Origin of the sequence: Arthrobacter sp. B6, assembly GCF_001663775.1 — a bacterium.
GTDB lineage: Bacteria > Actinomycetota > Actinomycetes > Actinomycetales > Micrococcaceae > Arthrobacter.
Map to the genome: position 1 here is coordinate 1,285,408 of NZ_KV467168.1, position 24,308 is coordinate 1,309,715.

Here is a 24,308-nt window from a genome sequence, read left to right on the forward strand (position 1 = left end):
GGATCGAGCCCGAGCGGCTGGCGGAGCTGCTCCGGCGGCACTGGGAGCAGGCGGAAGGCAGCACTGAGGCATCCGCTGGCACCTGACTTTGCAGTCAATTGAGAGGACACGAGCTAGCTCATGGCGAGCAGTCTGGCTGCTGCGTCCCGCCCCACCGCGAAGGGCTGCGGGAAGGTACCCATTCCCATTGTCACCAGGCCGCCCTCATACAGAAGCATCAATGAGTCGGCCGCATGGGCAGGATCAGCAACGGACGCTTCCCTGCACAGTTCCTCCAGGAGGTCCCGCAGCCATTTCTTTTGACGGATCGCTTCGGCCGCAATCGGGCTTCCCGGGTCAGCAGTCTCGGCCCGCGCGTTGATCGCGCAGCACCCTTTGTCGCTGTTGTCGATGGCCCACCGCCCGGAGATATCGAAGATCGCGAGGATCCGTTGGGTGCCGCCTGCAGGTACCTGCGCTAGTTCATTTTCGAGGTACTCGCGCCACCGGGCGTCCCGCCGCCGGAGGTAGGCCACGGCCAGCGCCTCTTTCGAACCGAACTGGTCGTACAGGGTTTTCTTGGTTACACCGGCCGCCGCGGCGATCGTGTCCACCCCTACCGCGTGGATTCCTTCGCGATAGAACAGCTCGGAGGCGGCGCGCAGAACCCGTTCCGCTCCCTTTGTGAACTTGGGCGGCTCTTTCGCGTCCCGGGGCAGCTCTTCATGGCGATCTTCGATCATCATGCATCTACTATACCGTTCTGTATACTAATCTGCATGAGTAAACAGAACGGTATACCTCGGCGCATTGTCCTGATCGGAGCTTCCGTCGCGTTCGTTCTCAGCTGGAGTTCCGGTTTTCTCGTAGCCAAGATCGGTACCTCCGGCGCCCCCGCCCTCACGGTCGTCTTCTGGCGATTCCTCATTGTTGTGGCAATCCTGGCGCTCGCCTTCGCGGCGACCGCTGTCCGAGCCAACATCACCCGGCGTCGGGCTCATGGCATCGCGTCGAAAGACCGTCCCGGGAGACCCTCCCGAGGCCCGGTCCCTCCTGGTGCGGACCTGCCCGCCTGGCGCGATATTCGCCCCCATCTGGTCATAGGCTTCTTCGCTCAATTCGGCTACGTCGTGCCTATCTACCTGGCCATCGCCGCCGGCGTGTCGTCGGGGACCACCGCACTCATCGACGCCATCCAGCCCCTTGTCGTCGCCACCCTCGTCGGTCCGCTCCTCGGGCTCCGCGTGCGTGCCCTCCAATGGCTCGGCCTCGTGTTCGGCGCCGGCGGCGTCGCCCTGATCGTGGTTTCGGACGCGTCCGCAGCTGCGTCTCCGGGCGCCGCCTATCTGCTTCCGCTGGTCGCCCTCGCGAGCCTCGTCACGGCCACGTTCCTGGAGCGCCGCACCTCGGCACGCCTCGGCGTTCCTGCCACCCTGTCCACGCATGCCGCCGTCTCACTTGTCGCGGTCGCCCTGCTCGCGTCCCTCGACGGAACCCTCGCCCCGCCGGCCACCCCGGAGTTCTGGATCTCCACCCTGGTGATCGCGATCGTCCCCACCCTCATCGCCTACGGCCTGTACTGGTTCCTCCTGCGCCGGATCGGCATCACCGCGCTCAATGCCCTCCTCTTCCTGGTCGCCCCAACCACCGCCGTCGCCGGGGCCCTCCTGTTCGGGGAACCGTTCACTCCCGCCACCCTCGCCGGCCTGATCCTCGGGTCCGCCGCCATCGCTCTGGTCCTGTGGCCCGAGCGTTCCTCGACGCAGCCCCCCTCCGCTTCGTCCGCCGATTCGGGCTACGCCGATGTCCTGGCAGGTGAAGCGCCCCTTCACCATCGCCTTGAAGAAGACAGCCGCTAGCGCAGAACGGAACCTGGTAACCGTTCCCCGGCTGAGACTTATCTTCAGGCATTGAGGTTGCTACGATTGCTACGGAGGCAATCGTGACAACTATTCCGCACCGCGAGCTGCGCAACCAGAGCAGCAAGATTCTTGAACGCGTAAAAAACGGCGAAACCATCGATGTCACCAACAATGGAGAGATCGCTGCGACGCTGATCCCGCCGTCGGCCTCGCCCTTTGAACGTCTGCTCCTGGCAGGCCAGGTCCGCCCGGCCACGGGACCTGTCGATTTCCGCGCCCTGCCTCGTGTTACCTCAGCATCCAGCACGGCGGAAATTCTGGACGATCTTCGTGGCGACCGTTGATCATCTACGTGGATACCTCGGCCGCCCTCAAACTGATGGTGGAGGAAAGGGAATCAGCATCCACAGCGGAGTACCTCTCAGCCGCCGCGTCCCGGAATGACAGGCTGGTCGCTTCGATGCTCCTCTATACGGAGCTCCACTGCGCAGCGCGCCGCCGCGGTTTTCCAGGCGAGCTGGTCAATGCGACCCTCGGCGGCATCAATCTTGTGGACCTTGCACGATCGGACCTCATGTATGCCGCCGCCCTGCCTGGCAGGCTGCGCAGCGCCGACGCCATTAACCTGGCCTCCGCAATCCGCCTGCAGGCCGATCTTCTCGTGGCCTACGACGCAGAACTCCTGGCCGCAGCTGTTGATGCCGGCCTGAACGTCCTGTCGCCAGGTGAGCGCACCGGGCCGTAATCAGGCAGCAATCATTCTTCCTCCACGGAAATTGTCGGCGGCGGCGTGTAGCTTGGGCAGATAAGTCATCCCGCCGCCGGAAGCCCACTGAGGACGCCTTGGATTTCTACGCCATCAACAACCTGCGTGAGAACCACCCAGGATGGTCCCTGCTCCGCGCACAAAACGCCCCGCTGGCCATCAGTTTCTTCATGAAGGCCTTCACCGGCCCCAACCAGCGGGACATCGGCCGGCAGGAACTTGTGGACCACCTGGACGACGTCCTGTTCGGACTCCGGGACGTTTACGGCGAGGACAAGTTCCCCCGTCCCGCTTCGGAGTATCTGGATGACTGGGCAGCCCAGGAGCGGGCCTGGCTGCGCAAGTACTACGTGCCCGCCCAGGACGAGCCGCGCTACGACCTCACCCCCGCCGCCGAGGACGTGGTCCGCTGGGTGGAGAGCCTGCGCGGCAGGGATTTTGTGGCCACGCAGTCCCGGCTGACCAGCATCTTCGCGGTCCTCAAGGCCCTGGTCCAACAGTCCGAGACCGACCCCGAGGTGCGGCTGGCCGAGCTCCAGCGCCAGCGGGACGGGATCGACGCCGAGATGCAGCGGATCCGGGACGGCAACGTTAAGGTGATGACGGCCCCGGAAGCGCTGGACCACTTCCAGCAGCTGACCACGCTGGCCAAGGACCTCCTGGCCGATTTCCGTGAGGTTGAGCAGAACTTCCGGAAGCTGGACCGCCAGGTGCGTGAGCAGATCGCCACCTGGGAGGGCGGCCAGGGTGAGCTCCTGGAGACCATCTTCGCCAACCAGCAGGGCATCAGCAGCTCCCTCCAGGGCCGGACGTTCCAGGGATTCTGGGACTACCTCATGTCGCCTCAGCTGCGCACCGAACTGCAGGACCTGCTGGAACGCGCCACCCAGATCGAGGCACTGTCCGGCGTGGCGGACCTGCACGCAGTGACCAAACTGCACCAGGACTGGCTGCCCGCCGTCGACCAGACCCAGGCCACCGTCCGGCAGCTCTCCGAGCAGATGCGCCGGCTCCTCGATGACAAGGTCTTCCTGGAGAACAAACGCATCATGCGGCTGATCCGCAGCATCGAATCCGGTGCGCTGGGCACCCGGGAGGCGCCGCCGTCGGGCGTTTATATGGAGATCGCCGCGCAGTCGGTGGACGTGGCACTGCCTTTCGAGCGGCCGCTGTATGAGCCCAGCCAGAAGGTGATGGTGGACGACGACGTCGTCACCGCCGATGACGCGGACGTGGACGCGGGTGCCCTGTTCAGTCAGTTCCATGTGGACAAGGAGCGCCTGAAAGCCAATGTGGACGCCGTCCTGGCGGACGCCGAACAGGCCACCCTGGTGGAGGTCACCCAGGCGCATCCGCTGCAGCAAGGGCTCGCCGAAATTGTGGCGTACTACCAGCTGGCCAGCGAGTCGGAGTGGGCCAGCATCCATGACCAAGTGCCCGTGCAGCTGCAATGGCAGCTCGCGGACGGCAGCATCCGCGAAGCAACCATTGACCAGATCATCTTTGTGAGGCCGGCATGAACCCGACGGAAACCACCGACACCGCAGCCCGGACGCCCGAGGAACTGCCAGGAGTGGTGACCAGGCTGTTCCGCGGTGTGGTCTACGCCGAAGCGGATGAGAAGGTCTGGCAGTCGCTGATCGCCCTGGAGTCCCAGGCCCGTGACTATGTGGCCGTGCTTGGCCTGGACCTGATCCTGGACGAGTCCGAGGGCTACGCGTTCCTTCGGTCGCGGGAGGACCCGGACGGCAACCTTCCCCGGCTCATCCCCCGCCGGCGGCTGACCTTCGACGTCAGCCTCCTGCTGGCCCTGCTGCGCGGCCGGATGCTCGAATTCGACACCAACAGCAGCGAGCTCCGCCTCATCATGACCGAGCAGGAGATCGCGGACATGGTGGCCGTGTTCCTGCCCGAATCCTCCAACCAGGCGCGGATCATGGACAGGCTGGGCGCCAACATCAAGAAGGTGGTGGAGCTCGGCTTCCTCCGCAGGCTCCGCGGCCAGACCGACACGTACGAGGTTGCCCGGATCCTAAAGGCGTACGTGGATGCGCAATGGCTGGAGGAGTTCGACGCGCGGCTGGCGGACTACCGCGCGTCGCTGGACGGATCAGCGGGCGCAGCTTCGGAAACCGCTGCGGCACCCAACCAAGACGAAGGGGAGCACCCGTGACCGCGGACCTGCAGGACAGCCTGTTCAGCCTGGAGCCAACAGAACGGGAAACAACGGACGACGCCGGCACTCCCCCGGGCTACCGGCTGCACCGTCTGGAGCTGCTCAACTGGGGCACCTTCCACCAGGGTGTGCGCACGTTCCGCCTGGACGGCGCCAACAGCCTCCTCACCGGCGACATCGGCTCGGGCAAGTCGACCGTCGTCGACGCGATCACCACCCTCCTGCTGCCCGCCAACAAGATCGAGTACAACAAGGCCGCGGGCGCGCAGAAGAAGGAACGCAGCCTCATGTCCTACGTGCGGGGCTACCACAAGAGCACCCGCAGCACCGGCGGTGAAAACTCCAAGCCGGTGTCCCTGCGCGGAACGGGCGCGCTCACCGTGGTGCTTGCCGTCTTCCGCAACGCCGTGCTGGGCAAGTCGGTCACGCTGGCCATCACCCTCTGGGCAGTCCAGGAGGCGGGCCAGCCCAACCGTTTCTACTCCCTGGCGGAAACGGACCAGTCCATCGCCGCGGACTTCTCCAATTTCGGCCAGGACCCCGCCCGGCTGAAGAAGAAGCTCAAGGCAGCGGGCGTGACGGTCCATGACACCTTCGAGCCGTACGCGGCGGCCTTCAAACGGCAGTTCGGCATCAGCGGGAACCAGGCCATGGAGCTGTTCCACCGGACTGTCTCCATGAAGCAGGTGGAGAACATCACCCACTTTGTGCGCACCAACATGCTGGACGAGGACGACGTCGACACCCGGATCAGCAAACTGATCAGCCACTTCGATGACCTTAAAAAAGCCCACGGTGCCGTGCTGCGCGCCAAGGACCAGATCGCGCTGCTGACCCCCATCCGCGACGGCGCCGCCCGGCATGCCAAACTGACGGTCGAGGACGAGCTGGCCAGAGCCCAGCGGGACCAGCTGCACCCCTGGTTCACCAACCAGCGCCTCATCCTGAGCCTGGAACACCAGGCGGAGCTGGAAAGCACGGGGAACCGCCTCCGCGAGGACAACGCGTCCCTTACCGCCCGGATCACGGAGCTCCGGCACCAGCTCGGCGCGGTGGCCGAGGACATCCGCTCCAACGGCGGCGGCCGGCTGGCGGCCATCGACGCCGACGTCACCCGGCTGGGCAACGAAGCCGCAGCCCAGCGGACCCGCTACCAGACCTACGCCGCCGCCGCGGCGGAGCTGGGCCTCAACGCGCCGGAGGACAGGGTGCTGTTCGACGCCAACCGGGACGGCCTGGCCGCTGTGGAGTCCGCCCTCGCCGAGCAGCACAGGGAACTTCAGGAGCAGCGGACCGAACTGACCATGACGCGCACGGTCCTCGACGGGCGGGCCGCCGACATCAGAGCCGAGCTGACCAGCCTCCAGTCACGGCGCAACCTGCTGCCACTGCAGCAATTGGAGATCCGGCGTCGGCTGTGTGAAGGAACGGGAGTGGCGGAGAAGGCCCTGCCGTTCGCCGGCGAGCTGTTGCGGGTCCGCGACGGCGAGGCCGCCTGGGAAGGTGCGGCGGAACGGACGCTGCGTGGCTTTGCCTTGTCCCTGCTGGTGCCGTCGGAACACTACGCGAGCGTCAGCAGCTGGGTGGACTCAAACAACCTGAAGGGCAAGCTGGTCTACCTCAAGGTGGGCGAGTCGTACTCCCCCAGGGCCGCGGAGCCCGGGACGCTGGCCGCCAAGATCGCCATCAAGCAGGGCACCCCCTTCCGTGATTTCCTGATGGAGGAGCTGGCGGGCCGATTCGACTACGTCTGTTGTGACACGCTGGCGGATTTCCGCCGCTTTCCCAAGGCGCTCACGGCCAACGGCCAGCTCAAGGGCGGCCGCGGCCGGCATGAGAAGGATGACCGGAACGACCTGGCGGACCGGCGGAACTACGTGCTGGGCTGGGACAACCAGGACAAAATCAACCGGTTCCTGGTCGAGCTGGAGGACGCAAAGGGCCAGCTCCAGGTGGCGGGGACGCAGCTGGCAAAAGTGGACCGGCAGCTGGGCGACACCGGCCGGAAGTACCAGCAGCTCGGCACCGTGCGCTCCGTGGCGGATTTCGGCGAGATCAGCTGGCAGCTCACTGCCCGGCGGATCGAGGCGCTCAAGGAAGAGCGGCGTGCGCTCGAATCCGCCAGCAACATCCTGCAGGAACTGGCGGCCAGGGAGACTGCCCTGAACGTGGAGCTGCGCCGGCTCGAAGAGCGGGCCAGCAAGCTCCAGCAGCGCCTCGGAGCCAACGAAAAAGACGCCGAAAACCTTGCCGAGGCCATCGCCGAGTGCCGCTCCCTGCTGCAGGAACAGCCGCTGACGGACGACGCCGGCGTGCTGGCTTCCGTGGCCGGCCTCGCCGCCGCGGCCCCCGGGGAGAAGGTCCTCACCTACAAGAACACGGTGGCGGTGGAGAGCCTGGTGCGGTCCGGACTCACGGCCACCATCGACGCCCTGTCCAAGCGGCTGGCGACGGCGGAGGCCAATACGGTGCGGCTGATGGCCGACTTCCGGAACAGGTACCCCAACGAAACCACCGAAATCGACGCCTCCCTGGACGCCGCCGGCGACTACGAACGGCTGCTGGACCAGCTCGAGAAGAACGATCTGCCCAAGTTCGAGGCCCACTTCAAGGACTCGCTGAACCAGAACACCATCCACGAGGTGGTGGCGTTCAACGCGTTCCTGGACAGCCGCCGCCAGGACATCGTGACCCGGATCAACAAGATCAATGAGTCCCTGGCCACCATCGAATACAACCGCGGCCGGCACATCCAGCTGGAGCACCAGAACAGCACGGACCTGGACGTACGGCAGTTCGGGACGGACCTGCGGGCCTGCTCGGAAGGGACCATCGGGGACGATGACCAGTACTCAGAGCAGAAGTACCTGCAGGTGGAACGGCTGATCGAACGGTTCCGCGGACGGGACGGCTTCACAGCCCTGGATGAGCGGTGGACGGCGAAAGTCACGGACGTGCGGAACTGGTTCACCTTCTCCGCCTCGGAAAAGTGGACGGAGACCGGCGAGGAGTTCGAGCACTTCACCGATTCCGGCGGCAAGTCCGGCGGGCAGAAGGAGAAGCTCGCCTACACCATCCTGGCCGCGGCACTGGCGTTCCAGTTCGGTTTGGGTGCCGGGCAGAGTACTGCCGCGGGTGCCGGCGCGGGCCGGAGCGCGGGCAAGGGCCGCAGTTTCCGGTTTGTGGTGATCGACGAGGCATTCGGCCGCGGCTCCGACGAGTCGGCGCGGTACGGGCTGGAGCTGTTCCAGCGGATGAAGCTCCAGCTGCTGATCGTCACTCCGCTGCAGAAGATCCACGTGATCGAGCCCTTTGTGGCACACGTGGGCTTCGTCGCCAACACCAACGGCAACGACTCACAACTGCGGAACATGACCATCCAGGAGTACCGCGACGAGCGGGACCGCCGTGCCTGAGCGGCGTCCCGAGGGCCCCGAAGGGAGCTTGCGAGGTTTGGGAAGGGACCTCCGCGCTGACTCCTCGGGTGGCGGGACCAAGGCTGGTCGGGCCCAGGGCTGGACAACGCTTGCGGACCTACGCGTGCAGTCACTGAAGGCCTGGAGCAGCGGCGCGCTGCTACGCGAGCTGCTGGAGCCCTCCGGGCTGTATCCCCGCCGTCGTCCGTTGAAGCGGCCGACGGCGGCAAGCCTTTTGGGCGATTATGCCGCCGCCCGCGTGTGGGCAGCTGAGCTTGTTGCCGCCGTCGGCCCCTTCAGCCTGGAGACCGCCGAGGTGGGCCGCACGACGATCGGTTCCAACCAGCTGCCGGCGGCGGCGGTGTTTGCTTCGGTGGACGACGAGATTGGGTTTGCCGGTAAGGCGAAGGACGCGGCCCGGTTCGTGGGGCTGGCTGAGGGGTTGCGCGCCTTGGACGCTGCGTTCCGCGGGTGGGCGCTGCGGCGGCCGCTGCAGCTGCTGGAGCTGGACGCGGACGCGCTGACCGCGGCCCGGGTGGCCCTGTGGCTTCGCGACTTTCCAGAGCCAGGCGTTTACGTCCGTCAGCTGAGCCTGCCCGGAGTGCACACGAAGTTCATCGAAAACCACCGGAAGGTGATTGGTGAACTGGTGGAGGCCCTCCGGCCTGATGCCGGGCGCACCGGAGTTGAGTCCGCCGATGAGACACTTCCCAGTGCGCCAGCTGAGCCCGGATCCCTCCTGGGCCAGATCGCCGCCCGGACTCCTGCAGCCCGGTTTGCGGCGCGGCACGGTTTCCTGCACCAGCCCGAACTCGTCCGGTTCCGGGCGCTGGACAATGACGTGCCGTTGCTGGGCGAGGCACGCGATCTGACGGTGACGGCGGAGGCCTTCAGCACGCTCCGGCTGCCCGTGAAGACGGTGATCGTCACTGAGAACCTGGTGAACTTCCTCGCACTCCCGGAGCGCCCGGAGGCCCTGGCGATCTACGGCGCCGGGTACGGTTTTTCGTCGCTGCGCGATGCCGGTTGGCTGCGGAACTGTGAAGTCCTGTACTGGGGCGACCTGGACACGCACGGCTTCCGAATCCTCGATGAGCTGCGGGCCGTCCACCCGCACGTGGTCAGCGTACTGATGGATGAGGCCACGCTGTTGGCCCATCGGGATGTGTGGGGCAGTGAACCGTCGCCGTCCCGGGCGGTGCTGACCAGGCTGACAGCCGAGGAATCGGCGCTCTATGCAGCGCTTGGCAGTAATACCTACGGCCCGTCCGTCAGGCTGGAGCAGGAGCTCATCCGCTGGGACTGGGCGCTGGAGCGACTTGCGGTTGGTCGAAACCGAAATGCGTGACTTTTGGATTCACTGGCACGGAAATCTCCCGTGTTCCCGCGGGTGGCCCGTTGCGTCTCGGCCAAAAGTTACGCAAACCGGTTACCGCGACCGACATATGAACCCGCTGGTCAGGAGAGCTTCTTGAGGATCTCGTCGGCGGCTCGGCGGCCGGAGCGGATGGCACCGTCCATGTAGCCGTTCCAGACCGTGGACGTTTCTGCGCCCGCCCAGTGGATCCGGCCCACGGGGGCAGCGAGGGCCGTGCCGTACTGGGTCCAGGCGCCCGCGCCGAGTCGTCCACCGTAGCAGCCGCGGGTGAACTCTTCCTCCGTCCAGTCCTGCTCAACGATGTCGAACGGGTGCGCCGCCTTCGGCCCGAAGTACTTCACCAGTGCACCGATAACCAGCTCGCGTCGCTCAGCTGCGCTCATCAGGCTCGCGGTGCGGGCGTGCGCGCCCTCGAGGAAGCCAACCAACACCCCGCAGGAGCCGTCGTCCGGGGTGTTGTCCAGGACGATGTTGAACGCGTCGTCGAGGCTGAGTACCGTTCCGCTCAGCCCGTCCTCGCGCCAGAACGGGGCGTCGTAACCGACCTGGAGCTTGATCACAGACCCGGCCGGCATCTGCTGGGTGAGCCCGTCGCGCAGCGCGGGCAGCGGCGGGACGTAGCGCAGCCGGCCGGCCAGAGTCTGCGGTATGGCGACGACGACGCGCTGGGCCGTGACGCTGCCGCCGTCGTATTCGACAAGTACGCCCGTGTCATCCTGGCGGATGGTCCGGACCACGGCATTGAGCCGGACCGAGCCGCCCAGTTCGGCGGACATCCGCTCGGAGATCTGGTGGGTGCCGCCGGCGACGCGGCTCTCCTGGGCACCCCCTGTTATCGCCATCAGTGCCTCAAGGCTGGTGCCGGACCTGACGTAGAAGAGGAAGTGCAGGAGCGAAAGCTCCGGAGACTCGGCGGAGAACAGGACAGGCACCACCAGGCGGAAGAACCTCCGCGCGATGCTGTCTTTGGTGTTGGCAACCAGCCACGCGTCCAGCGTCTGCCGGTCCAGGTCCTCCGCGCCATCAGTTTCCCACGGCGCCTCGATCGCTACCGTCGAGGCCAGGCTCTCCAGGTCCTCCCAGAGCCGGCCGACCTCCGTCGCCGACTCCGGCGGAAGGCCGAAGGTCTCGTCGGCGTTCCGGACCACGTTGCCGTCGAAAACGGTCAAGGCGTCGCCCTGGTCGTAGGTGGTGAAGGTCTTGAGGCCCAGTTCGTTGATGAGCCCGAGCACCACGTCCTGTGTCGGGCCGACCCATTGGCCGCCCATCTCCACCGGAACCCCGTTGCTGAGAAAGCCTCCCAGTGTGCGGCCGGCGACCCGGTCGCGCGCCTCCAGCACGGCAACTGTCCTGCCGGCCTCAACCAGCGTGCGGGCTGCGCTCAGGCCAGCCAGGCCCCCGCCCACGACGACGACATCCACATCGTGCATCTTGCGATCCTCCAAAATCGGTCCAGTCGCATGTATGGCTTAGACACGAGCTTACGACTCCCGCGGGACTCCGATATTTGAGGTTAGTACGTGGTGCACTGACGAGTATCCACAGACAACAAAGCAGGTAGTCGGTACTCGTGTGCCCGGTGCCCCTTTGCGCTTATGGTCGTGGGAGAGCTCCGGCGGCAGCCGGGGCTGCAGGCTCTGGAGTACACCAGAAGTCCCGGCTTTGGCCGGGACCGCAGAGGCCGGGGCCGGCGTCGAGGGTAGACGTCTGAGACCGCGTTCTACCACCCCCAGCCGTCGTCGGCCCCTTTCTGACCCCCCTTGCCCCGCTAGGCAGGCAACGCCGAAACTTCGGCGTCCAGCGGCTCCAGCGGAATGTTCGGAACCGTGATGGACCTGGGTCCGTCGAAGCCCTGCAGAAAGACCGTGGCGAAGCTGAGTGTCACCCTCGTGGACCCATCGGGCAGCTGGTTCTCGAAGTTGAGGGTTCCCCTGCGCTGCCCGCCGGCCGGGATCTGGGGCTGCCAGTTGCTGCGGAAGGCACTCGCGTCGAACGTGGTGCCGTCCGGCCCCGTGAGCAGCGCGTTCTGGAACAGCGGCAGGGATATCGAGTTGCTCGTGCCGTTGTTGACGAGGATCTCCACCCGGGTGAAATGGGCCGTGCTTTGGACGCCCAGGACAGTCACCGTGACACCCTGCGCTTCGGCCACCACCTGGCTTTCCAGCCGCTCAACACCGTCTTCGTTGCCTGAGAAGTAGCCGACGGCGTAACTCACCCCTGCGGCGACCAGCCACCCGCCGCCTCCGAGCAGCAGCAACGTCAGCAGCACTGTGGCCGCCAGCGGCCGCCGGGGCGCAGGTGCCCGGCGGGACCCCGGTTGGTCGGGCCCGGGTTCGTCGCCGGCGGGCGGGCGCGGCGGGGCGCCTTGGCCCTTCCGGTAATGGCCAAGCGTTTCAATGACCAGGGCAACCAGCAATCCAACGAAGGGGGCGATGAACCAGGTCAAAGTGGGCGTCAGCTCGGTGAGGAACGCGGCGAGGCTGTTGCCCAGAATCCCGACGACGTTGATGCCGGCTGCGTACAACAGGGCCGTTCCCAGCCGTCCCCCGGACGGCTGCGGGGCCGGCCCCGTCCGCTTCGTGCCGCCGCTCCCGTGAGGTGCGCCGCCGCCGTCGGCCGTCCTGTCGATGAACCGCAGCCCGACCTGGCCGAACTCCACCAGGTCCCCGTCAGTCAGTTCCGTGGGCGAGCTGATGCGGTGACCGTTCACCCAGCTGCCGTTCCGGGACTGCTGGTCGGCGAGGATGGTCCGGCCGTTGGCGGAGGTCAGGAGTGCGTGGCGGCGGCTGACCCCTGAGACCGGAAGGCGGATCCGGGAGGCATCGTCGCTGCCGATGGTGACGTTCCCGTGCGGAATGGCAATCCTGCTCCCCGCCGCCTCCCCGCTGACGACGATGAACTCGTTCCTGGCACCAGGTCCGTCCATGGCTTCCTCGCACTGCCATCCCCGAGGGCGACCCCATCCCTTCCCCGTTCCGTCTCAACAATGGAACGCTAAGGCCGTTAGGGCTGTGGGTACTGCTCGCGCTTCCTTACCAGCGCCTCGAACTCCTCGTCCCAGGTCCTGGCCAGGGACCTGTTGTATTCGCGGTCCTTAGGAATGAAGTCGGGCGCGGCGGGTCTGACTGGCTGCGGGGCGGCCTTTGGCATCGGCGCGGGTGCCATTGTCCTCGTGGGAGGCCTTGCAACTTTGGTCCGGGGCCACGGCGCGGGGGTGATTGCCTGGGGGCGAGGTCGACTGCGTACTTGCTTCGGGCGGTTGGGAAGGATGATGCAAAGCCAGAACACGATCGGGAACAGGAGCAGCCATGGGTGGGTGACGACGAGCCATATCAGGATCGCCACGAGCCAGAACACCGCCGCGCCCGACTTATTGGACGCTTTCTGCTCTTTGGGCATTTCACCTCACCGCCGAGATGTCATTTGCCCGCTATTCTATCGCGATCCGGGGGTTGTCCGTAGAGAATCCGAGCGGCAAGTGGGTCTTCGGAGCCCGAATGAATGGCGGCCGACGGCGGCACTCGCCACCCTGGCTCGGCCCGCCATTGTGCGGCATGAAGGCCAGCGATACGATGCTGCCGGGGAGGGGTCCTGGTCGCAGTGATTAGCGTTAGGGGCAATCCAATGACTGACTTCTTCACCATGCAGCCCGGCGAGACGGCAGCGCCTTTGCCGCCGGGACCCGTCCTGTGTGCGGGGACGGCCGGCATGCGGCGCATTCACCGCTTTTTCCTGTGGGCGTACGACGAGGCGCCGGGACTAGTGCGGTCCGCCGCGGCCGGCGACATCCCCCGCGCCGCTTACGTGGGCGAAGTGCTGGGGAACTTCGACAAGGTGCTCCACTTACACCACGAGGGTGAGGACCAGAGCATGTACCCGCAGCTCGCGGAAAGGGCACCGGCATGTGCGTTGCACGTAGCGCAGATGCTTGAGCAGCACCGGCAGGTGACGCAGCGCCTGGAGAGCATCGAGCCGATCCGCCTCCGCTGGATGGAGACCGCAGACGCAGACGTTGGCCGGGAACTCGCTGCGCACTACGAGGACCTGAAGTCCGTCCTCAATGTTCACCTGCGCCGCGAAGTCACTGAGGTAATGCCCGTCGTGGACAGGGTAATGACCGAGAAGGAACTGCAGGAGGCCGGGAAGCACGGGATCGATCAGCTCGACAAGAAATTCCTGATCGGCTACCTCGGGATGGTGCTGGCTACGAATCCACGCCAAGACCAAAAGGAAATGTTCAAGGAGATCCCTGCCCCGGTCCGCCTTGGTTACCGCCTCATCGGCCGCAGGATGTTCCGGAAACAGTACGCGACGCTCTTCCCCGGACGCCCGATTCCGGAGACGCTGTAGTCCACGCGCCGCCGGGCTGATTGCTGCCGGAACGGGAGCTAACGGCAATCCGCGGAGCCTCCGTTCAGCCATAACCGACTCCCCCGTGTGGCTAGTCCAAGACGGCTGATGAAGGACCATAAGAAACGTTTCCTATTGACAGGAAAAGTTTCCGCAACATATTCTGAATGTGTTGCACATCTCATCACTTCCAGGAGGATTCATGAGCTTCACGTCCCGCAGGGTCACCATGGCCGACGTAGCCAACGCCTCCGGTGTTTCCATAGGCACGGTGTCCAAGGCACTCAACAAGCGGGGCCAGCTTCGTGAAGATACCCGGGACCGCGTCCTGGCTGCCGCCCGCGAACTCGGTTTCGAGCCCTCTGTTGCGGAAGGCAACCGGAACGACGTCCTCACCATCGGCCTGGTGACGTCGGACGACATCGGACGCTTCAGCATCCCCGTCATGTACGGGCTGGAGGATTCGTTCGGCCCGGAGCAGGCATCGGTCCTCATCAGCAACTCCCGGGGCGATCTGGTCCGCGAGCGCCACTGCGTGGAAACGCTGGCCTCCCGCAATGTCGATGCGATCGTGGTCATGACCAACCTCACCGGCCCGCGGGCCCCGCTGCCCCCGACATCGGTCCCGATCGTCTATGTCATGGGACATTCTTCCGACCCCGAAGACATGTCCGTAGTGGTTGACCAGGTGCAGGGCATGCTCCTCGCACTCGAACACGCAGCCAACCTGGGCCACCAGAACATCGCCTATGTAGCGGGGCCGCGCCAGGACTACTCAGCCCGCATCCGCGCCGAGGCCGTACAGGAACACGCCGGAGCCTTCGGGCTCACCCTGGCGGGCGACCGTCCCCTCTACGGAAACTGGTCCGAGGCCTGGGGCAGGCAAGCCGCCCAGATGCTGCGCCAGCGCGTGGAACCTGTGGACATCGTTCTCTGCGGCAGTGACGAAATCGCCCGCGGTGTGGCTGACGGACTCCGCGAGGCAAACATTGTGGTGCCCCATGACGTCGCGATCATCGGCTTCGACAACTGGGCAGCAGCGGCCGTGAACTGCAGGCCCTCCCTGACAACCATCGACATGAACCTTGAGGAACTGGGCCGCGCCGCAGGGGCACGCGTCCTTGAAGCCATCGGCGGAAACAGCAGGACCGGTGTGGAAGCACAGCCGTGCCAGCTCATCGTCCGCGATTCCACCTAACATCCATCCAGCCCCACCAACGTCAACGACCACGAGGGACCAATGATGCACTCCCCACCGGCCGGCCTCCGCCGCGCCCAAAATTCCCCCGACGGCGGCAGCCGGGACTTCAGCCGCCGCTCAGCACTGATGCTCGGAGCCGCAGCCGTGGCAGCGACGTTCGGCCTGTCAGGATGCTCAGCTGTCCTGCCGGAAACAGATGTGGCGGCAGCGAACTTCGGGAAAAACCCGTCCGGCACCATCCGCTTCTGGTGCCGGGCCACGGCCTTCAAGCCCGCCCAGCTCATCGTGGACAAATACCACCGGGCCCAGCAGGCAGTGAGGATCGATCTCACCGTCCTGCCGGAGGGCCAGATGACAACAAAGCTCGCCACCGCGATCCGGGGCGGTTCCGTGCCGGACGTCGTAGCCCCTGACTCCGTCACAACTCCCGTTTTCAGCACCCGGGACGCCTTAACGGACCTCACCCCGCTGATCAATGGGCTCCCCTACGCGGAGTACCTGAACAAGCCACTCCTTGACGTGGCCTCCTTCAACGGAAAAATCTACGGGCTCCCGGCTCTTTCCAATGTCTCGCAACTGTTCTGGAACAAGGAGCTCTACGAGAAGGCAGGGCTGAATCCGGAAAAGGGCCCGGGCAACTATGCGGAATACCTGGAGCACGCCGCGGCTGTCCAGTCCATCAACGGGGTTTCCGGAGTGACTTTCACCGGTAACTCCGCCGGCATCCTTGGCTACGTGATCCAACCGCACTTCTGGGCGGACCGGAGCCCGTTCTACAACGGGCCGCTGGGCCACCAGCAGGCGGCGGTGCTGGGCAATGAACCGCTCCGCAGGACGCTGGAGCTTTACCGCAGCTTCTACAGGGAAGGACTCGCCCAGCCAGGGGCGGAGGCAGACTCCGGGGCGGCGTGGGGGCAAGACTTCCTCAAAGGAACTGTGGGGCTCTTTCCGGGGTCCTACGACCTGGTGGTGGGGAGTGCCACACCGGAGTTCCTGGACAAGCTTGGCGTCAGCGCCTTCCCTGGCCCCGACGGAAACGTTTCGCAATTTTCCGGCGGAGCGGTGCTGTCCATCCCCCGGGGCGCCGCCAATCCGGGGGCCGCCTGGGATTTCATCCGCTTCGTGGGCGAGCTTGAACAGCAGTCGGAACTGGCCGCCTTGGGCTGGTACCCGGTCCGCAGCGACATCCTCAAGACAGGCTTTGCCGAGAAATTCCCCCTTATGGTCCCGGGCATGGAGCGCATGAATGAAGGCTTCGCCGCTCCCACCACGCTCTACACACAGCTCACCAACACCGTGCAGTCGCCCTGGCTTGCGATGTTCCGCGAAGCAGTCTTCAGCCAGGAAGCCCTCGACGACGTTCTTCAGCGGGGCCATGAAGAGACTGCCCGAGTTCTGAAGGTGAATCAGGCATGACAACCACAACCCCGTACCAGACCCAGCTCCAGACCGGGAAGAGCGGGAAGACCGGGAAGAAGGCACCCCGGCGCGCATCGCGCCGCGATTCCTACACCGGGATGCTTATGCTCGCCCCGGCCGTGCTCCTCGTAGCCGTCTTCGTCATCGTTCCGCTGGTTTTTGCCGTGGTCATCTCCCTGACCAACTGGCCGCTCGTCGGAGAAGTGAAGTTCAACGGCGTCGAAAACTACGTCACCGCCTTCGCCGACACCGTCTTCTGGGGATCCATCCTCTACACGCTGGGTTTTGCCGTCATCTCCACGGCCCTCGGCATCGCCGTCGGCTACTTGCTCGCCATGCTTGTCCGCTCCAACCGCCGGGGTGCCGGGCTCATCCGCACTGCAGTGTTCCTGCCCTACGTCATCGGCATCACCTCATTAAGCTTCGTGGCCATCCTGGAGTTCCGGCCCGACAGCGGCGCGCTCGACCAGCTGCTTCTTAACCTTGGCATCACCTCGGCGCCCACGGCCTGGCTCCTGGACGGTACGAGCGCCACCGTGCTGATAGTCCTCCTGGGCACCTACGTGGGCGCCGGCTTCACCATGATCATCCTGATGTCCGGCATGCAGAGCATCCCGGAGGAACTCTACGAATCCGCCCAGATAGACGGCGCCGGACGGTGGAAGCAGGAATTCCTGGTCACTGTTCCGCTGCTCAAGCGGTACCTCGGGTTACTGACGGTGATGGGCTTCATCGGCGCCGTCCTCGCCTTCACCCAGTTCTTCATCATCACGGGCGGAGGCCCGGGCACAGGCACCCTCACCACCATGCTCTACGTCTACAACAAGGCCTTCGGCGACCTGCAGGTGGGGTACGCAACCGCCCTGTCATTTGTCGTCGTCGTCATCGCAGCAGGCCTCACCCTCATTCAGTTCCGCGTCATGCGCGAGGACTGAGAAGCACAAACTCTTCGGCCGAGTCCGATCAAAGGAGATTTCGTGACAACTTCCACCCAAGCGCCGCCGGTTACGCCGCGGCTGCCCCGTACTCCCCCCAACGCCCCGAACGCCAAGAAAGCACCTGCCTCGGCACGGTTCAGGACGGCACTGTACGCGGTGATCGGCACCGTCGTATCGATACTCTTCGTTGCCCCGGTGCTCTGGTCCGTCCTTCGTTCCCTTCAGCCCGGAGCCCAGATTGCCGGCCCTGCGGCGGGGCAATCGTTCACGGACCTGTCCCTCGACAACTACGTCGGCCTCATCAACAACATCGGCGCCGGCTCCTACATCTGGAACAGCCTGACCATTGCGCTGGGCTCCGCGGTGCTGAGCGTCGTCATCACCACTCTTGCCGCCTACGCCCTGGTCAACTACCCGTTCCGGGGATCGAACGTGGCGTTCGCGCTCATCCTGCTGACCATGATGGTCCCCTTCCAGGCCATCCTGACGCCGCTCTTCCTGGAGATGAACGCCCTGGGCCTGACAGACTCCCTGGCCGGCATCATCGTCTTCCACCTCACCTTCAACCTCCCCTTCGGCGTTTTCCTGATGAGAAACTCATTCGCCCAGATCCCGGCAGAGGTTGTGGAAGCGGCACGGATCGACGGCGCGGGTCCCCTCCGGATCCTGTTCTCCGTGCTGAGGCCCATGATTGTCCCCGGGGCCGTGACCGTATTCCTCTTCGCGTTCCTCGGCGCCTGGGGAGACTTCCTGGGCGCGCTGACTTTCCTGACCAGGCAGGAGCTCTTCACCCTGCCCGTCGCGGTGGAGAATGTCGCCTCCGGCGCGTTCGGAACGGTGAATTACGGTTACGTCATCGCAGGCGCGGTGTTGCTCATGCTCCCCTGCCTCATCCTCTACGCCGCCGTCCAGCGCTACTACGTGCGGGGCCTCGTCGCGGGGGCCGTCAAGGGCTAAGAACCACGCCGTCCCGCTCCCCACAGACCCAAGCCAAGAAAGCCGCACTTCCCATGCACTCCACCACCGCCTTCGTGGAAACCACCGCGCCGCCGTCGTCCTTTCCCCTGACCAGCGTCCGGCTGCTGCCCAGCGACTTCAAGACGGCCCAGGACACCGATATCCGCTACGTCCTGGCACTGGACGCTGACCGCCTCTGTGCGCCCTACCGCAGGGAAGCAGGACTTACGACGACGGCGGCTGGGTACGGCGGGTGGGAATCCGACGGCATGGGAGGACACATCGGGGGGCACTACCTCTCGGCCTGCGCGCAGTTGTTTGCGGCAACGGGCGATGCCCGGTTGCTCGAGCGGTTGCACTACGTCCTGGACGTGTTCGAAGAGTGCCAGAACGCGGCGGGCACCGGGTACCTGGGCGGGGTTCCCGGCGGCCGCCGCCTCGGCGAAGAACTCCGGGCAGGAGAAATTGATGCCGACGTGTTTACGCTCAACGGACGCTGGGTCCCGCTGTACAGCCTCCACAAGACCTTCGCCGGGCTTCTCGACGCCTACTCGTATGCCGGGGCCGAATCTGCCCTGCGAATGCTTACCCGTTTGGCGGACTGGTGGCTCACGGTTTCCGCCGGCCTGGACGATGACTCGTTCGAGGAAGTCCTGGTCACTGAGTTCGGCGGAATGAACGACACCCTGACGTCCCTTGCCCAGCTGACCGGGCGGGATGACTACCTGCGCGAGGCTAAGCGCTTTTCGCACCGGGCCATCCTGGAACCGCTTGCCGCAGGCCATGACCGGCTGGACGGGCTCCACGCCAACACCCAGATACCCAAGGTGGTGGGGTACGAACGGTACGCGCAGGCCACGGGCAGCCAGGAGCATCTTGAGGCGTCCGACTTCTTCTGGCAGACAGTCACCCGTGAGCGGACCGTATCGATCGGGGGCAACAGCGTCCGGGAGCATTTCCACCCGTCGCGCGATTTCACGCCCATGATCCTTGAGGTCCAGGGGCCGGAGACGTGCAACACCTACAACATGCTGAAGCTCGCCAAGCTGCGGTACGAGCGGGCCGGCGATCCCGCAGCGATGGCGTTCTACGAGCGCGCCACGTTCAACCACATCCTCTCCTCGCAGCACCCCGGGCGCGGCGGGTTTGTGTACTTCACGCCGATGCGTCCGTCCCACTACCGCGTGTACTCCACCGTCCATGAATCCATGTGGTGCTGCGTGGGCTCCGGCCTGGAAAACCATGCCCGCTATGGCGAGCTGATCTACAGCCACAGCGGCGGCAACCTGGCAGTGAACCTCTACATCGCCTCGGAACTCACCTGGGCCGAACGCGGGGTGAAGGTCCGGATGGAAACAGAGTTCCCGCATTCGGACACCGTCCATCTGACCGTCACAGCGGACAACCCAACAGCCTTCACCCTGCAGCTGCGCCGCCCGGAGTGGGCAACGGCCATGGAGATTCAGGTTCATGAAACGGACGCGGCCGGCGGAACGCCACAGGGAGCGCAGGCAGTGAAGGGGAACGCCGGCTTCGTCCATCGCGTGTGGGAGGGAACCACCACGGTCACCGTCCGGCTTAAGGCCGAAATCCTGGCCGAAGCCCTGCCTGACGGTTCACCGTGGGTTTCCTTCCTCTACGGGCCAGTGGTCCTCGCCGCGCGCGAGGGAACCGCAGGTGTGGAAGCCGTGGAGGCGCGGGACGAGCGGATGGGCCACGTTGCCTCCGGTCTCCAGGATCCCCTGGCCGGCACTCCGGTGGTGGTTGCCGCAGACCCGGCAGCCGCCGTCGAACTGTCCAACCGGGCGGCCATCACCGCGGAACTGACCGCCGTCCGGAACGGCGCAACCGTTCAGCTCAAGCTCGAGCCGTTTGCCGGGATCCACGACGAGCGCTACACCGTGTACTGGCCCACGGGTGCCTCCGCCGAGGCGCGGACGGCAGAGCTTGCCGCAACGGACGCGGCGGCGGACAAGAGGGGCGTCGTCGACGCCGTGACCGCGGGTGAGCAGCAGCCGGAGGCCGACCACTTCTTCGCCGGCGAAGCCACCCGGGCCGGCGGTCAGGACGGTGTGCACTGGCGCAACGCCACGGGCTGGTTCTCCTATGTCCTCGAGGATTCCAACGGCGAGGCCGGCTCCGTGCGGGTAAGGATGCGGCCTGGCACGGGACATGGGCAGCGGATCAGCCTCAATGGCGTGCCGCTGGCCAAGGCTTTGCGCTCCCGCATCGAGCAGGGCGCCGAGGTTGCCGAATACGGCGTCCCCGCAGAGGCAAGGACTGAAGCGTCCGGGTCGCTCGTGTTCGCTGTCCATGCCCTCCCCGGCACTGTCACGGGTGACCTGCTCTCCGTCGAATTACTCGACGAACCCTGCTTTGCCTGACCGGACTCCGTAAAGGTGCACCGAGAAATCTATTGTGACTGGATTTGTTGACTTTCAGTCAAAAGAGGCACACAGTGACGTTACACACCACGTCGTTGGTGATATCCGTTCATGGTGGGGGCTACAGAACGGATTTCCTATTTGCTCTCACGCGATGAGCCGAACAGCAGGCTAGAAGCGGGCAACCAGCAGATCGCTGGACCCTCCTTCCGGTCCACAGTGAATGTCGACAGACGCGTCAAGCGCTTCACCCTCGTCCAACACTCATCTGTCTTTAGCAAATTGGGGTCCCACTCATGGGTTCAATCACACGCTCCGCACTCGTCCTCGCCTTCACCGCAGCCCTCGCCGGGGGTGCGGCGCTGCCCGCCTCGGCGGATCCGACAACCGCCACCATCCAGGTCACGGGAGGTGCCCTCGCAATCAGCGTTCCTACCGACGCCGGTAGCCTTGGCACCCGCGCGAACACTGTTGGCGGGGGGACCATCAGCGGAGCCTTGGGGCAGGTGCAGGTCAACGATGCGCGCAGCGCCGCTGCCGGTTCCGGCTGGGTTGCGAGCGTCATTTCCACCGCCTTCACTCCTGCGTCTGGACCAGCAATCGCTGCCAGCGCTGTCAGCTACTCGGCCGGAACTATCGCGAAAGTGGGCACAGCGACCTACACAGCTAACGACCCGGCCAGCCTCGTCGGTGTAGTTCCTGCGGTCACGGCGACCGGGATCACGGGGGACAACTCCGCGACATGGAACCCGGCGATCAGCGTCGCGGTCCCGGGGGGCACCGTCGCCGCCGTCTACTCGGCGACAATCACCCACTCCCTTCTCTAGGCACCGATTGGGCACGTACTCGCGGGAGGGACGCCCCGCGTTCCTCCCGCACACATGGCTACCCATCATGCGGTTCATGTTGTGCATTGTCGCCGGCGTCGGTTTGTGCGTAGTTGCCGGGGTACCCGTGGACGCGTCCACGGGCACCCCGGCAAGCCAACGCCCTGCCGCAGGCCTCGGGCTGCGGCTCCTCGACGCCCCGTCCGGCACCCGCGAACGATCCGCGGGCACAGCTTTACATCGTGGACCACCTCGCCCCTGGAACGGTTATACAGCGGCGGGTCGAGGTTTCGAACGGAGCCGCTTCATCCACCCCTGTTGTCCTGTACCCTGCCGCAGCCTCCATTGCGGGCGGCTCATTCCTGGGCGCCCCCGGCGACACGCCTAACGACCTATCCACGTGGACGTCTGTCGATCCGGGCTCATCCACGGTCCCGGCCGGCGGAAACGTGACGGCCACTGTAACCATTGCCGTCCCCCTCGACGCAGCTCCAGGGGAGCAGTACGGCGTTGTCTGGGCCGAGGCGCGTGTGGATCCCACCAATGGCGGCGGCGTCACTCAAATCAGCCGCGTCGGCATCCGTCTCTATCTGTCCGTTGGGCCCGGCGGGGCGCCCGCGGCCAACTTCACGGTCGACTCGCTAACGGCCGAGCGCACCCCCGACGGCCGGCCATCTGTCCGTGCGTCCGTCCACAACACCGGCGGCCGGGCACTGGACATGTTCGGAACCTTGGAACTTTCGGGCGGTCCGGGCGGACTCAGCGCGGGACCGTTCCCCGCCAGTCTTGGCACGACCGTGGCGATCGGTGCCACCGAGTCCGTCACGATCGTCCTGGACAAGCAGGTACCCGCCGGCCCCTGGCAAGCAGGGATCACCTTGCATAGCGGACTGCTCGAACGCAGCGCCCAAGCAACCATCACTTTCCCCGATGCCGGGTCATCGCCCCCAGTGGAAACGAAGACCCCCGACTCCGGATGGCTGTATGTTGCCGTCGCGGTGCTGGTCGTGCTGCTGGTTACCGCCGCATTGCTCCAATGGCGCTACCGGCGCCGGCGCCGGATCACGGCGGAGTACGCCACACAGAGAGATCCAGTGGGCGGCCCAAACACTGAACCGGGGCGGGCAGCCGAGCATGCCGGACAGGGCAACTCCTGACGGGATCACCTTGCAAATACCTTGGACAATCCTGCGGCGTTCCTGTCCGGATATTGATCGGCTCCTTGAAGGATCGTCTGCAGAGGACCCAGATGCCTATGGCGGCAACCTTCCGAGGATCCGTTCACCGCATCTGCCCTTTCCATGGACTGCAAGATTCCTTACACCTTTTTTGGGGGGCCCAAAATGAATGACAGAGACACAACGGCGTTCGATTCGCGCCGTAAAGATAAGGTGCGTGCCCTGCTGGCCGGCGGCCTGGTCTTGGGGATCGGAGCAGCGTACACGCTGGCGGCTTGGACGGACAATGAATGGGTGTTCGGCGGCGCAGGTCCGGATGACAATAATCCAGGCACCAAGGTCTATGCCATGGAGCAAAACACTGTGGCGCCGTTTGCGGCCGGAACGTGGACGGATGAGCCGGAAGCCAACGGTGGGTACTTGGACTTCACCGTCCAAGCTGCCAGCCTGCTTCCCGGGGACACGGTCTACGCTCCCTTCCAACTCCGTGCGAAGGCCGGGTCCGAAGCGCTGACGGTCAGCCTCGCGGAGGCACGGCAGGCGACGGTTCCGGCAGTCGGCGACGCCAACAGCACGGCACTTTATGAGGCGCTGACGGTGCAGGCCTGGGTGAACGTCGGGGCGGCTGACTGCAGCGATGGTGGTGACCAGACCGGTGGGGAGGTCCTCGTGGCCGCCGCCTCCGACCTGGACACAGTGGGCGCAGCGCCCTTTGATCTCCTGGCAGGGGCCGCTGGTGCCGCCGGCGCCCCGGTGGATCTGTGCTTCGCACTGACACTTCCCGCGGGCACTTCGGATGTCACGCTTCAGGGCAAAAACGTCATCCCACTCTGGCGGTTCACAAGCGTCGTCGGTTCATAGCAGGCGGAGCCATGACGTCCGTGAGGGGATTCGGGGCAGAGGCGAGAGCGCGGCGGGCAAAGAGTTTCCGGACAGGAGTCCGGGAGAGTGTACTCACGATCCTTGCCGTGCTCGGCGGGCTATGTATCGCTGCAATGATCGCTGCTGCCGTTTTCAACATCACCTTTGTCGTATTCCGCAGCGGCTCCATGGAACCGGCCTACCCTGTTGGCGCCCTCGCCGCTGTCAGCGAAGTGCCCGCCTCATCGCTGAAACCCGGCGACGTCGCCACCGTATCGCGGACACCTGCCTCGACACCGATTACCCACCGCGTAGTCAGCGTCACGCCGGATCCGGCATTGGCCGGCCACACAATTCTTGTCCTCAAAGGAGACGCCAACCGCTCCCCGGACCCTGTGGAATACCGGGTAGCCACGGCGCGGCAGATGCTCTTCGTCGTACCAGGACTGGGCAGCTGGGTCATGGATCTGAGATCCCCCGTGGTTTTGGGTTCCAGCACGGTGCTTGTTGCCGCCCTTGTGGCCTGGTCGTTCTGGCCCCGCAGCACAGGTCCCACGCCACAACGAAAGAATCTCCAGATCCCCGACACGACCCGAATCCCATGACGGACTGGATC

The 24,308-nt window shown here is 65.5% G+C and carries 21 protein-coding genes; 17 read left to right on the top strand and 4 right to left on the bottom strand.

The window, feature by feature from the left end:
- Nucleotides 1-113: 113 nt before the first annotated feature.
- Nucleotides 114-725, bottom strand: a complete 612-nt coding sequence (locus AU175_RS05525) for a TetR/AcrR family transcriptional regulator (RefSeq protein WP_231938465.1) — start codon at nucleotides 723-725, stop codon at nucleotides 114-116.
- A gap of 33 nt (nucleotides 726-758) precedes the next feature.
- Here AU175_RS05525 and AU175_RS05530 point away from each other — a divergent pair, with 33 nt between their 5' ends.
- From AU175_RS05530 to AU175_RS05560, 7 genes are all read left to right on the top strand, one after another.
- Nucleotides 759-1,838, top strand: a complete 1,080-nt coding sequence (locus AU175_RS05530; RefSeq protein ID WP_066286520.1) for a DMT family transporter — start codon at nucleotides 759-761, stop codon at nucleotides 1,836-1,838.
- Between the two features lie 83 nt (nucleotides 1,839-1,921).
- Nucleotides 1,922-2,185 carry a type II toxin-antitoxin system Phd/YefM family antitoxin gene (locus AU175_RS05535; protein ID WP_066286522.1) on the top strand — a complete coding sequence of 88 codons (264 nt, stop codon included), beginning with the start codon at nucleotides 1,922-1,924 and terminating at the stop codon, nucleotides 2,183-2,185.
- An 8-nt stretch (nucleotides 2,186-2,193) separates the two neighbouring features.
- A complete protein-coding gene (locus tag AU175_RS05540; protein ID WP_231938466.1) occupies nucleotides 2,194-2,586 on the top strand; it encodes a type II toxin-antitoxin system VapC family toxin in 393 nt (130 codons plus the stop codon).
- Between the two features lie 98 nt (nucleotides 2,587-2,684).
- Complete coding sequence (locus AU175_RS05545) at nucleotides 2,685-4,127, top strand: DUF3375 domain-containing protein (protein ID WP_066286523.1); 1,443 nt, start codon at nucleotides 2,685-2,687, stop codon at nucleotides 4,125-4,127.
- A complete protein-coding gene (locus AU175_RS05550; RefSeq protein WP_066286525.1) occupies nucleotides 4,124-4,780 on the top strand; it encodes a DUF4194 domain-containing protein in 657 nt (218 codons plus the stop codon). Before AU175_RS05545 ends, AU175_RS05550 begins: the two co-directional genes overlap by 4 nt.
- Nucleotides 4,777-8,199, top strand: a complete 3,423-nt coding sequence (locus AU175_RS05555; protein WP_197497043.1) for an ATP-binding protein — start codon at nucleotides 4,777-4,779, stop codon at nucleotides 8,197-8,199. The genes AU175_RS05550 and AU175_RS05555 overlap by 4 nt, the downstream gene beginning before the upstream one ends.
- Before the next feature lie 124 nt (nucleotides 8,200-8,323).
- Nucleotides 8,324-9,547 (top strand): Wadjet anti-phage system protein JetD domain-containing protein, encoded by a 1,224-nt coding sequence (locus tag AU175_RS05560; RefSeq protein ID WP_066286526.1) that lies wholly within the window; start codon nucleotides 8,324-8,326, stop codon nucleotides 9,545-9,547.
- Nucleotides 9,548-9,657: 110 nt separating this feature from the next.
- On the opposite strand, the gene AU175_RS05565 is transcribed toward AU175_RS05560, so the two are convergent.
- From AU175_RS05565 to AU175_RS05575, 3 genes are all read right to left on the bottom strand, one after another.
- A complete protein-coding gene (locus tag AU175_RS05565) occupies nucleotides 9,658-11,007 on the bottom strand; it encodes a flavin monoamine oxidase family protein (RefSeq protein WP_066286528.1) in 1,350 nt (449 codons plus the stop codon).
- A 338-nt stretch (nucleotides 11,008-11,345) separates the two neighbouring features.
- Nucleotides 11,346-12,503: an FHA domain-containing protein gene (locus AU175_RS05570; RefSeq protein ID WP_066286531.1), complete on the bottom strand. Its 1,158-nt coding sequence runs from the start codon at nucleotides 12,501-12,503 to the stop codon at nucleotides 11,346-11,348.
- A 77-nt stretch (nucleotides 12,504-12,580) separates the two neighbouring features.
- The gene (locus AU175_RS05575; protein WP_066286532.1) at nucleotides 12,581-12,976 is read right to left on the bottom strand and encodes a hypothetical protein; all 396 of its coding nucleotides are present in this window, start codon (nucleotides 12,974-12,976) and stop codon (nucleotides 12,581-12,583) included.
- 225 nt (nucleotides 12,977-13,201) lie between these two features.
- On the opposite strand from AU175_RS05575, the gene AU175_RS05580 reads away from it, so the two are divergent.
- The 10 genes from AU175_RS05580 (at nucleotide 13,202) to AU175_RS05625 (ending at nucleotide 24,297) form a co-directional block, all read left to right on the top strand.
- On the top strand, nucleotides 13,202-13,927 hold the full coding sequence (locus AU175_RS05580; RefSeq protein WP_066286533.1) for a hemerythrin domain-containing protein: 726 nt from the start codon (nucleotides 13,202-13,204) through the stop codon (nucleotides 13,925-13,927).
- 202 nt (nucleotides 13,928-14,129) lie between these two features.
- Nucleotides 14,130-15,125: a LacI family DNA-binding transcriptional regulator gene (locus AU175_RS05585; RefSeq protein ID WP_066286535.1), complete on the top strand. Its 996-nt coding sequence runs from the start codon at nucleotides 14,130-14,132 to the stop codon at nucleotides 15,123-15,125.
- 45 nt (nucleotides 15,126-15,170) lie between these two features.
- On the top strand, nucleotides 15,171-16,544 hold the full coding sequence (locus AU175_RS05590; RefSeq protein ID WP_231938467.1) for an ABC transporter substrate-binding protein: 1,374 nt from the start codon (nucleotides 15,171-15,173) through the stop codon (nucleotides 16,542-16,544).
- On the top strand, nucleotides 16,541-17,482 hold the full coding sequence (locus AU175_RS05595) for a carbohydrate ABC transporter permease (RefSeq protein WP_066286537.1): 942 nt from the start codon (nucleotides 16,541-16,543) through the stop codon (nucleotides 17,480-17,482). The genes AU175_RS05590 and AU175_RS05595 overlap by 4 nt, the downstream gene beginning before the upstream one ends.
- A gap of 42 nt (nucleotides 17,483-17,524) precedes the next feature.
- Nucleotides 17,525-18,442, top strand: a complete 918-nt coding sequence (locus tag AU175_RS05600; protein WP_231938468.1) for a carbohydrate ABC transporter permease — start codon at nucleotides 17,525-17,527, stop codon at nucleotides 18,440-18,442.
- A gap of 53 nt (nucleotides 18,443-18,495) precedes the next feature.
- Nucleotides 18,496-20,826: a beta-L-arabinofuranosidase domain-containing protein gene (locus tag AU175_RS05605; RefSeq protein WP_066286542.1), complete on the top strand. Its 2,331-nt coding sequence runs from the start codon at nucleotides 18,496-18,498 to the stop codon at nucleotides 20,824-20,826.
- 296 nt (nucleotides 20,827-21,122) lie between these two features.
- The gene (locus AU175_RS05610) at nucleotides 21,123-21,653 is read left to right on the top strand and encodes a hypothetical protein (protein WP_066286544.1); all 531 of its coding nucleotides are present in this window, start codon (nucleotides 21,123-21,125) and stop codon (nucleotides 21,651-21,653) included.
- 242 nt (nucleotides 21,654-21,895) lie between these two features.
- Complete coding sequence (locus AU175_RS05615; RefSeq protein WP_066286546.1) at nucleotides 21,896-22,810, top strand: peptidase; 915 nt, start codon at nucleotides 21,896-21,898, stop codon at nucleotides 22,808-22,810.
- A gap of 186 nt (nucleotides 22,811-22,996) precedes the next feature.
- On the top strand, nucleotides 22,997-23,692 hold the full coding sequence (locus tag AU175_RS05620; RefSeq protein ID WP_066290606.1) for a SipW-dependent-type signal peptide-containing protein: 696 nt from the start codon (nucleotides 22,997-22,999) through the stop codon (nucleotides 23,690-23,692).
- A gap of 11 nt (nucleotides 23,693-23,703) precedes the next feature.
- The gene (locus AU175_RS05625; protein WP_082979026.1) at nucleotides 23,704-24,297 is read left to right on the top strand and encodes a signal peptidase I; all 594 of its coding nucleotides are present in this window, start codon (nucleotides 23,704-23,706) and stop codon (nucleotides 24,295-24,297) included.
- Nucleotides 24,298-24,308 lie beyond the last annotated feature (11 nt).

What these genes read in the sequence shown, in the direction of transcription:
- AU175_RS05570 (WP_066286531.1), bottom strand. Translation starts at nt 12,503, where the DNA reads ATGGACGGACCTGGTGCCAGGAACGAGTTCATCGTCGTCAGCGGGGAG.
- AU175_RS05525 (WP_231938465.1), bottom strand. Translation starts at nt 725, where the DNA reads ATGATGATCGAAGATCGCCATGAAGAGCTGCCCCGGGACGCGAAAGAG.
- AU175_RS05590 (WP_231938467.1), top strand. Translation starts at nt 15,171, where the DNA reads ATGCACTCCCCACCGGCCGGCCTCCGCCGCGCCCAAAATTCCCCCGAC.
- AU175_RS05565 (WP_066286528.1), bottom strand. Translation starts at nt 11,007, where the DNA reads ATGCACGATGTGGATGTCGTCGTCGTGGGCGGGGGCCTGGCTGGCCTG.
- AU175_RS05595 (WP_066286537.1), top strand. Translation starts at nt 16,541, where the DNA reads ATGACAACCACAACCCCGTACCAGACCCAGCTCCAGACCGGGAAGAGC.
- AU175_RS05610 (WP_066286544.1), top strand. Translation starts at nt 21,123, where the DNA reads ATGGGTTCAATCACACGCTCCGCACTCGTCCTCGCCTTCACCGCAGCC.
- AU175_RS05620 (WP_066290606.1), top strand. Translation starts at nt 22,997, where the DNA reads ATGAATGACAGAGACACAACGGCGTTCGATTCGCGCCGTAAAGATAAG.
- AU175_RS05625 (WP_082979026.1), top strand. Translation starts at nt 23,704, where the DNA reads ATGACGTCCGTGAGGGGATTCGGGGCAGAGGCGAGAGCGCGGCGGGCA.
- AU175_RS05580 (WP_066286533.1), top strand. Translation starts at nt 13,202, where the DNA reads ATGACTGACTTCTTCACCATGCAGCCCGGCGAGACGGCAGCGCCTTTG.
- AU175_RS05585 (WP_066286535.1), top strand. Translation starts at nt 14,130, where the DNA reads ATGAGCTTCACGTCCCGCAGGGTCACCATGGCCGACGTAGCCAACGCC.
- AU175_RS05605 (WP_066286542.1), top strand. Translation starts at nt 18,496, where the DNA reads ATGCACTCCACCACCGCCTTCGTGGAAACCACCGCGCCGCCGTCGTCC.
- AU175_RS05530 (WP_066286520.1), top strand. Translation starts at nt 759, where the DNA reads ATGAGTAAACAGAACGGTATACCTCGGCGCATTGTCCTGATCGGAGCT.
- AU175_RS05575 (WP_066286532.1), bottom strand. Translation starts at nt 12,976, where the DNA reads ATGCCCAAAGAGCAGAAAGCGTCCAATAAGTCGGGCGCGGCGGTGTTC.
- AU175_RS05550 (WP_066286525.1), top strand. Translation starts at nt 4,124, where the DNA reads ATGAACCCGACGGAAACCACCGACACCGCAGCCCGGACGCCCGAGGAA.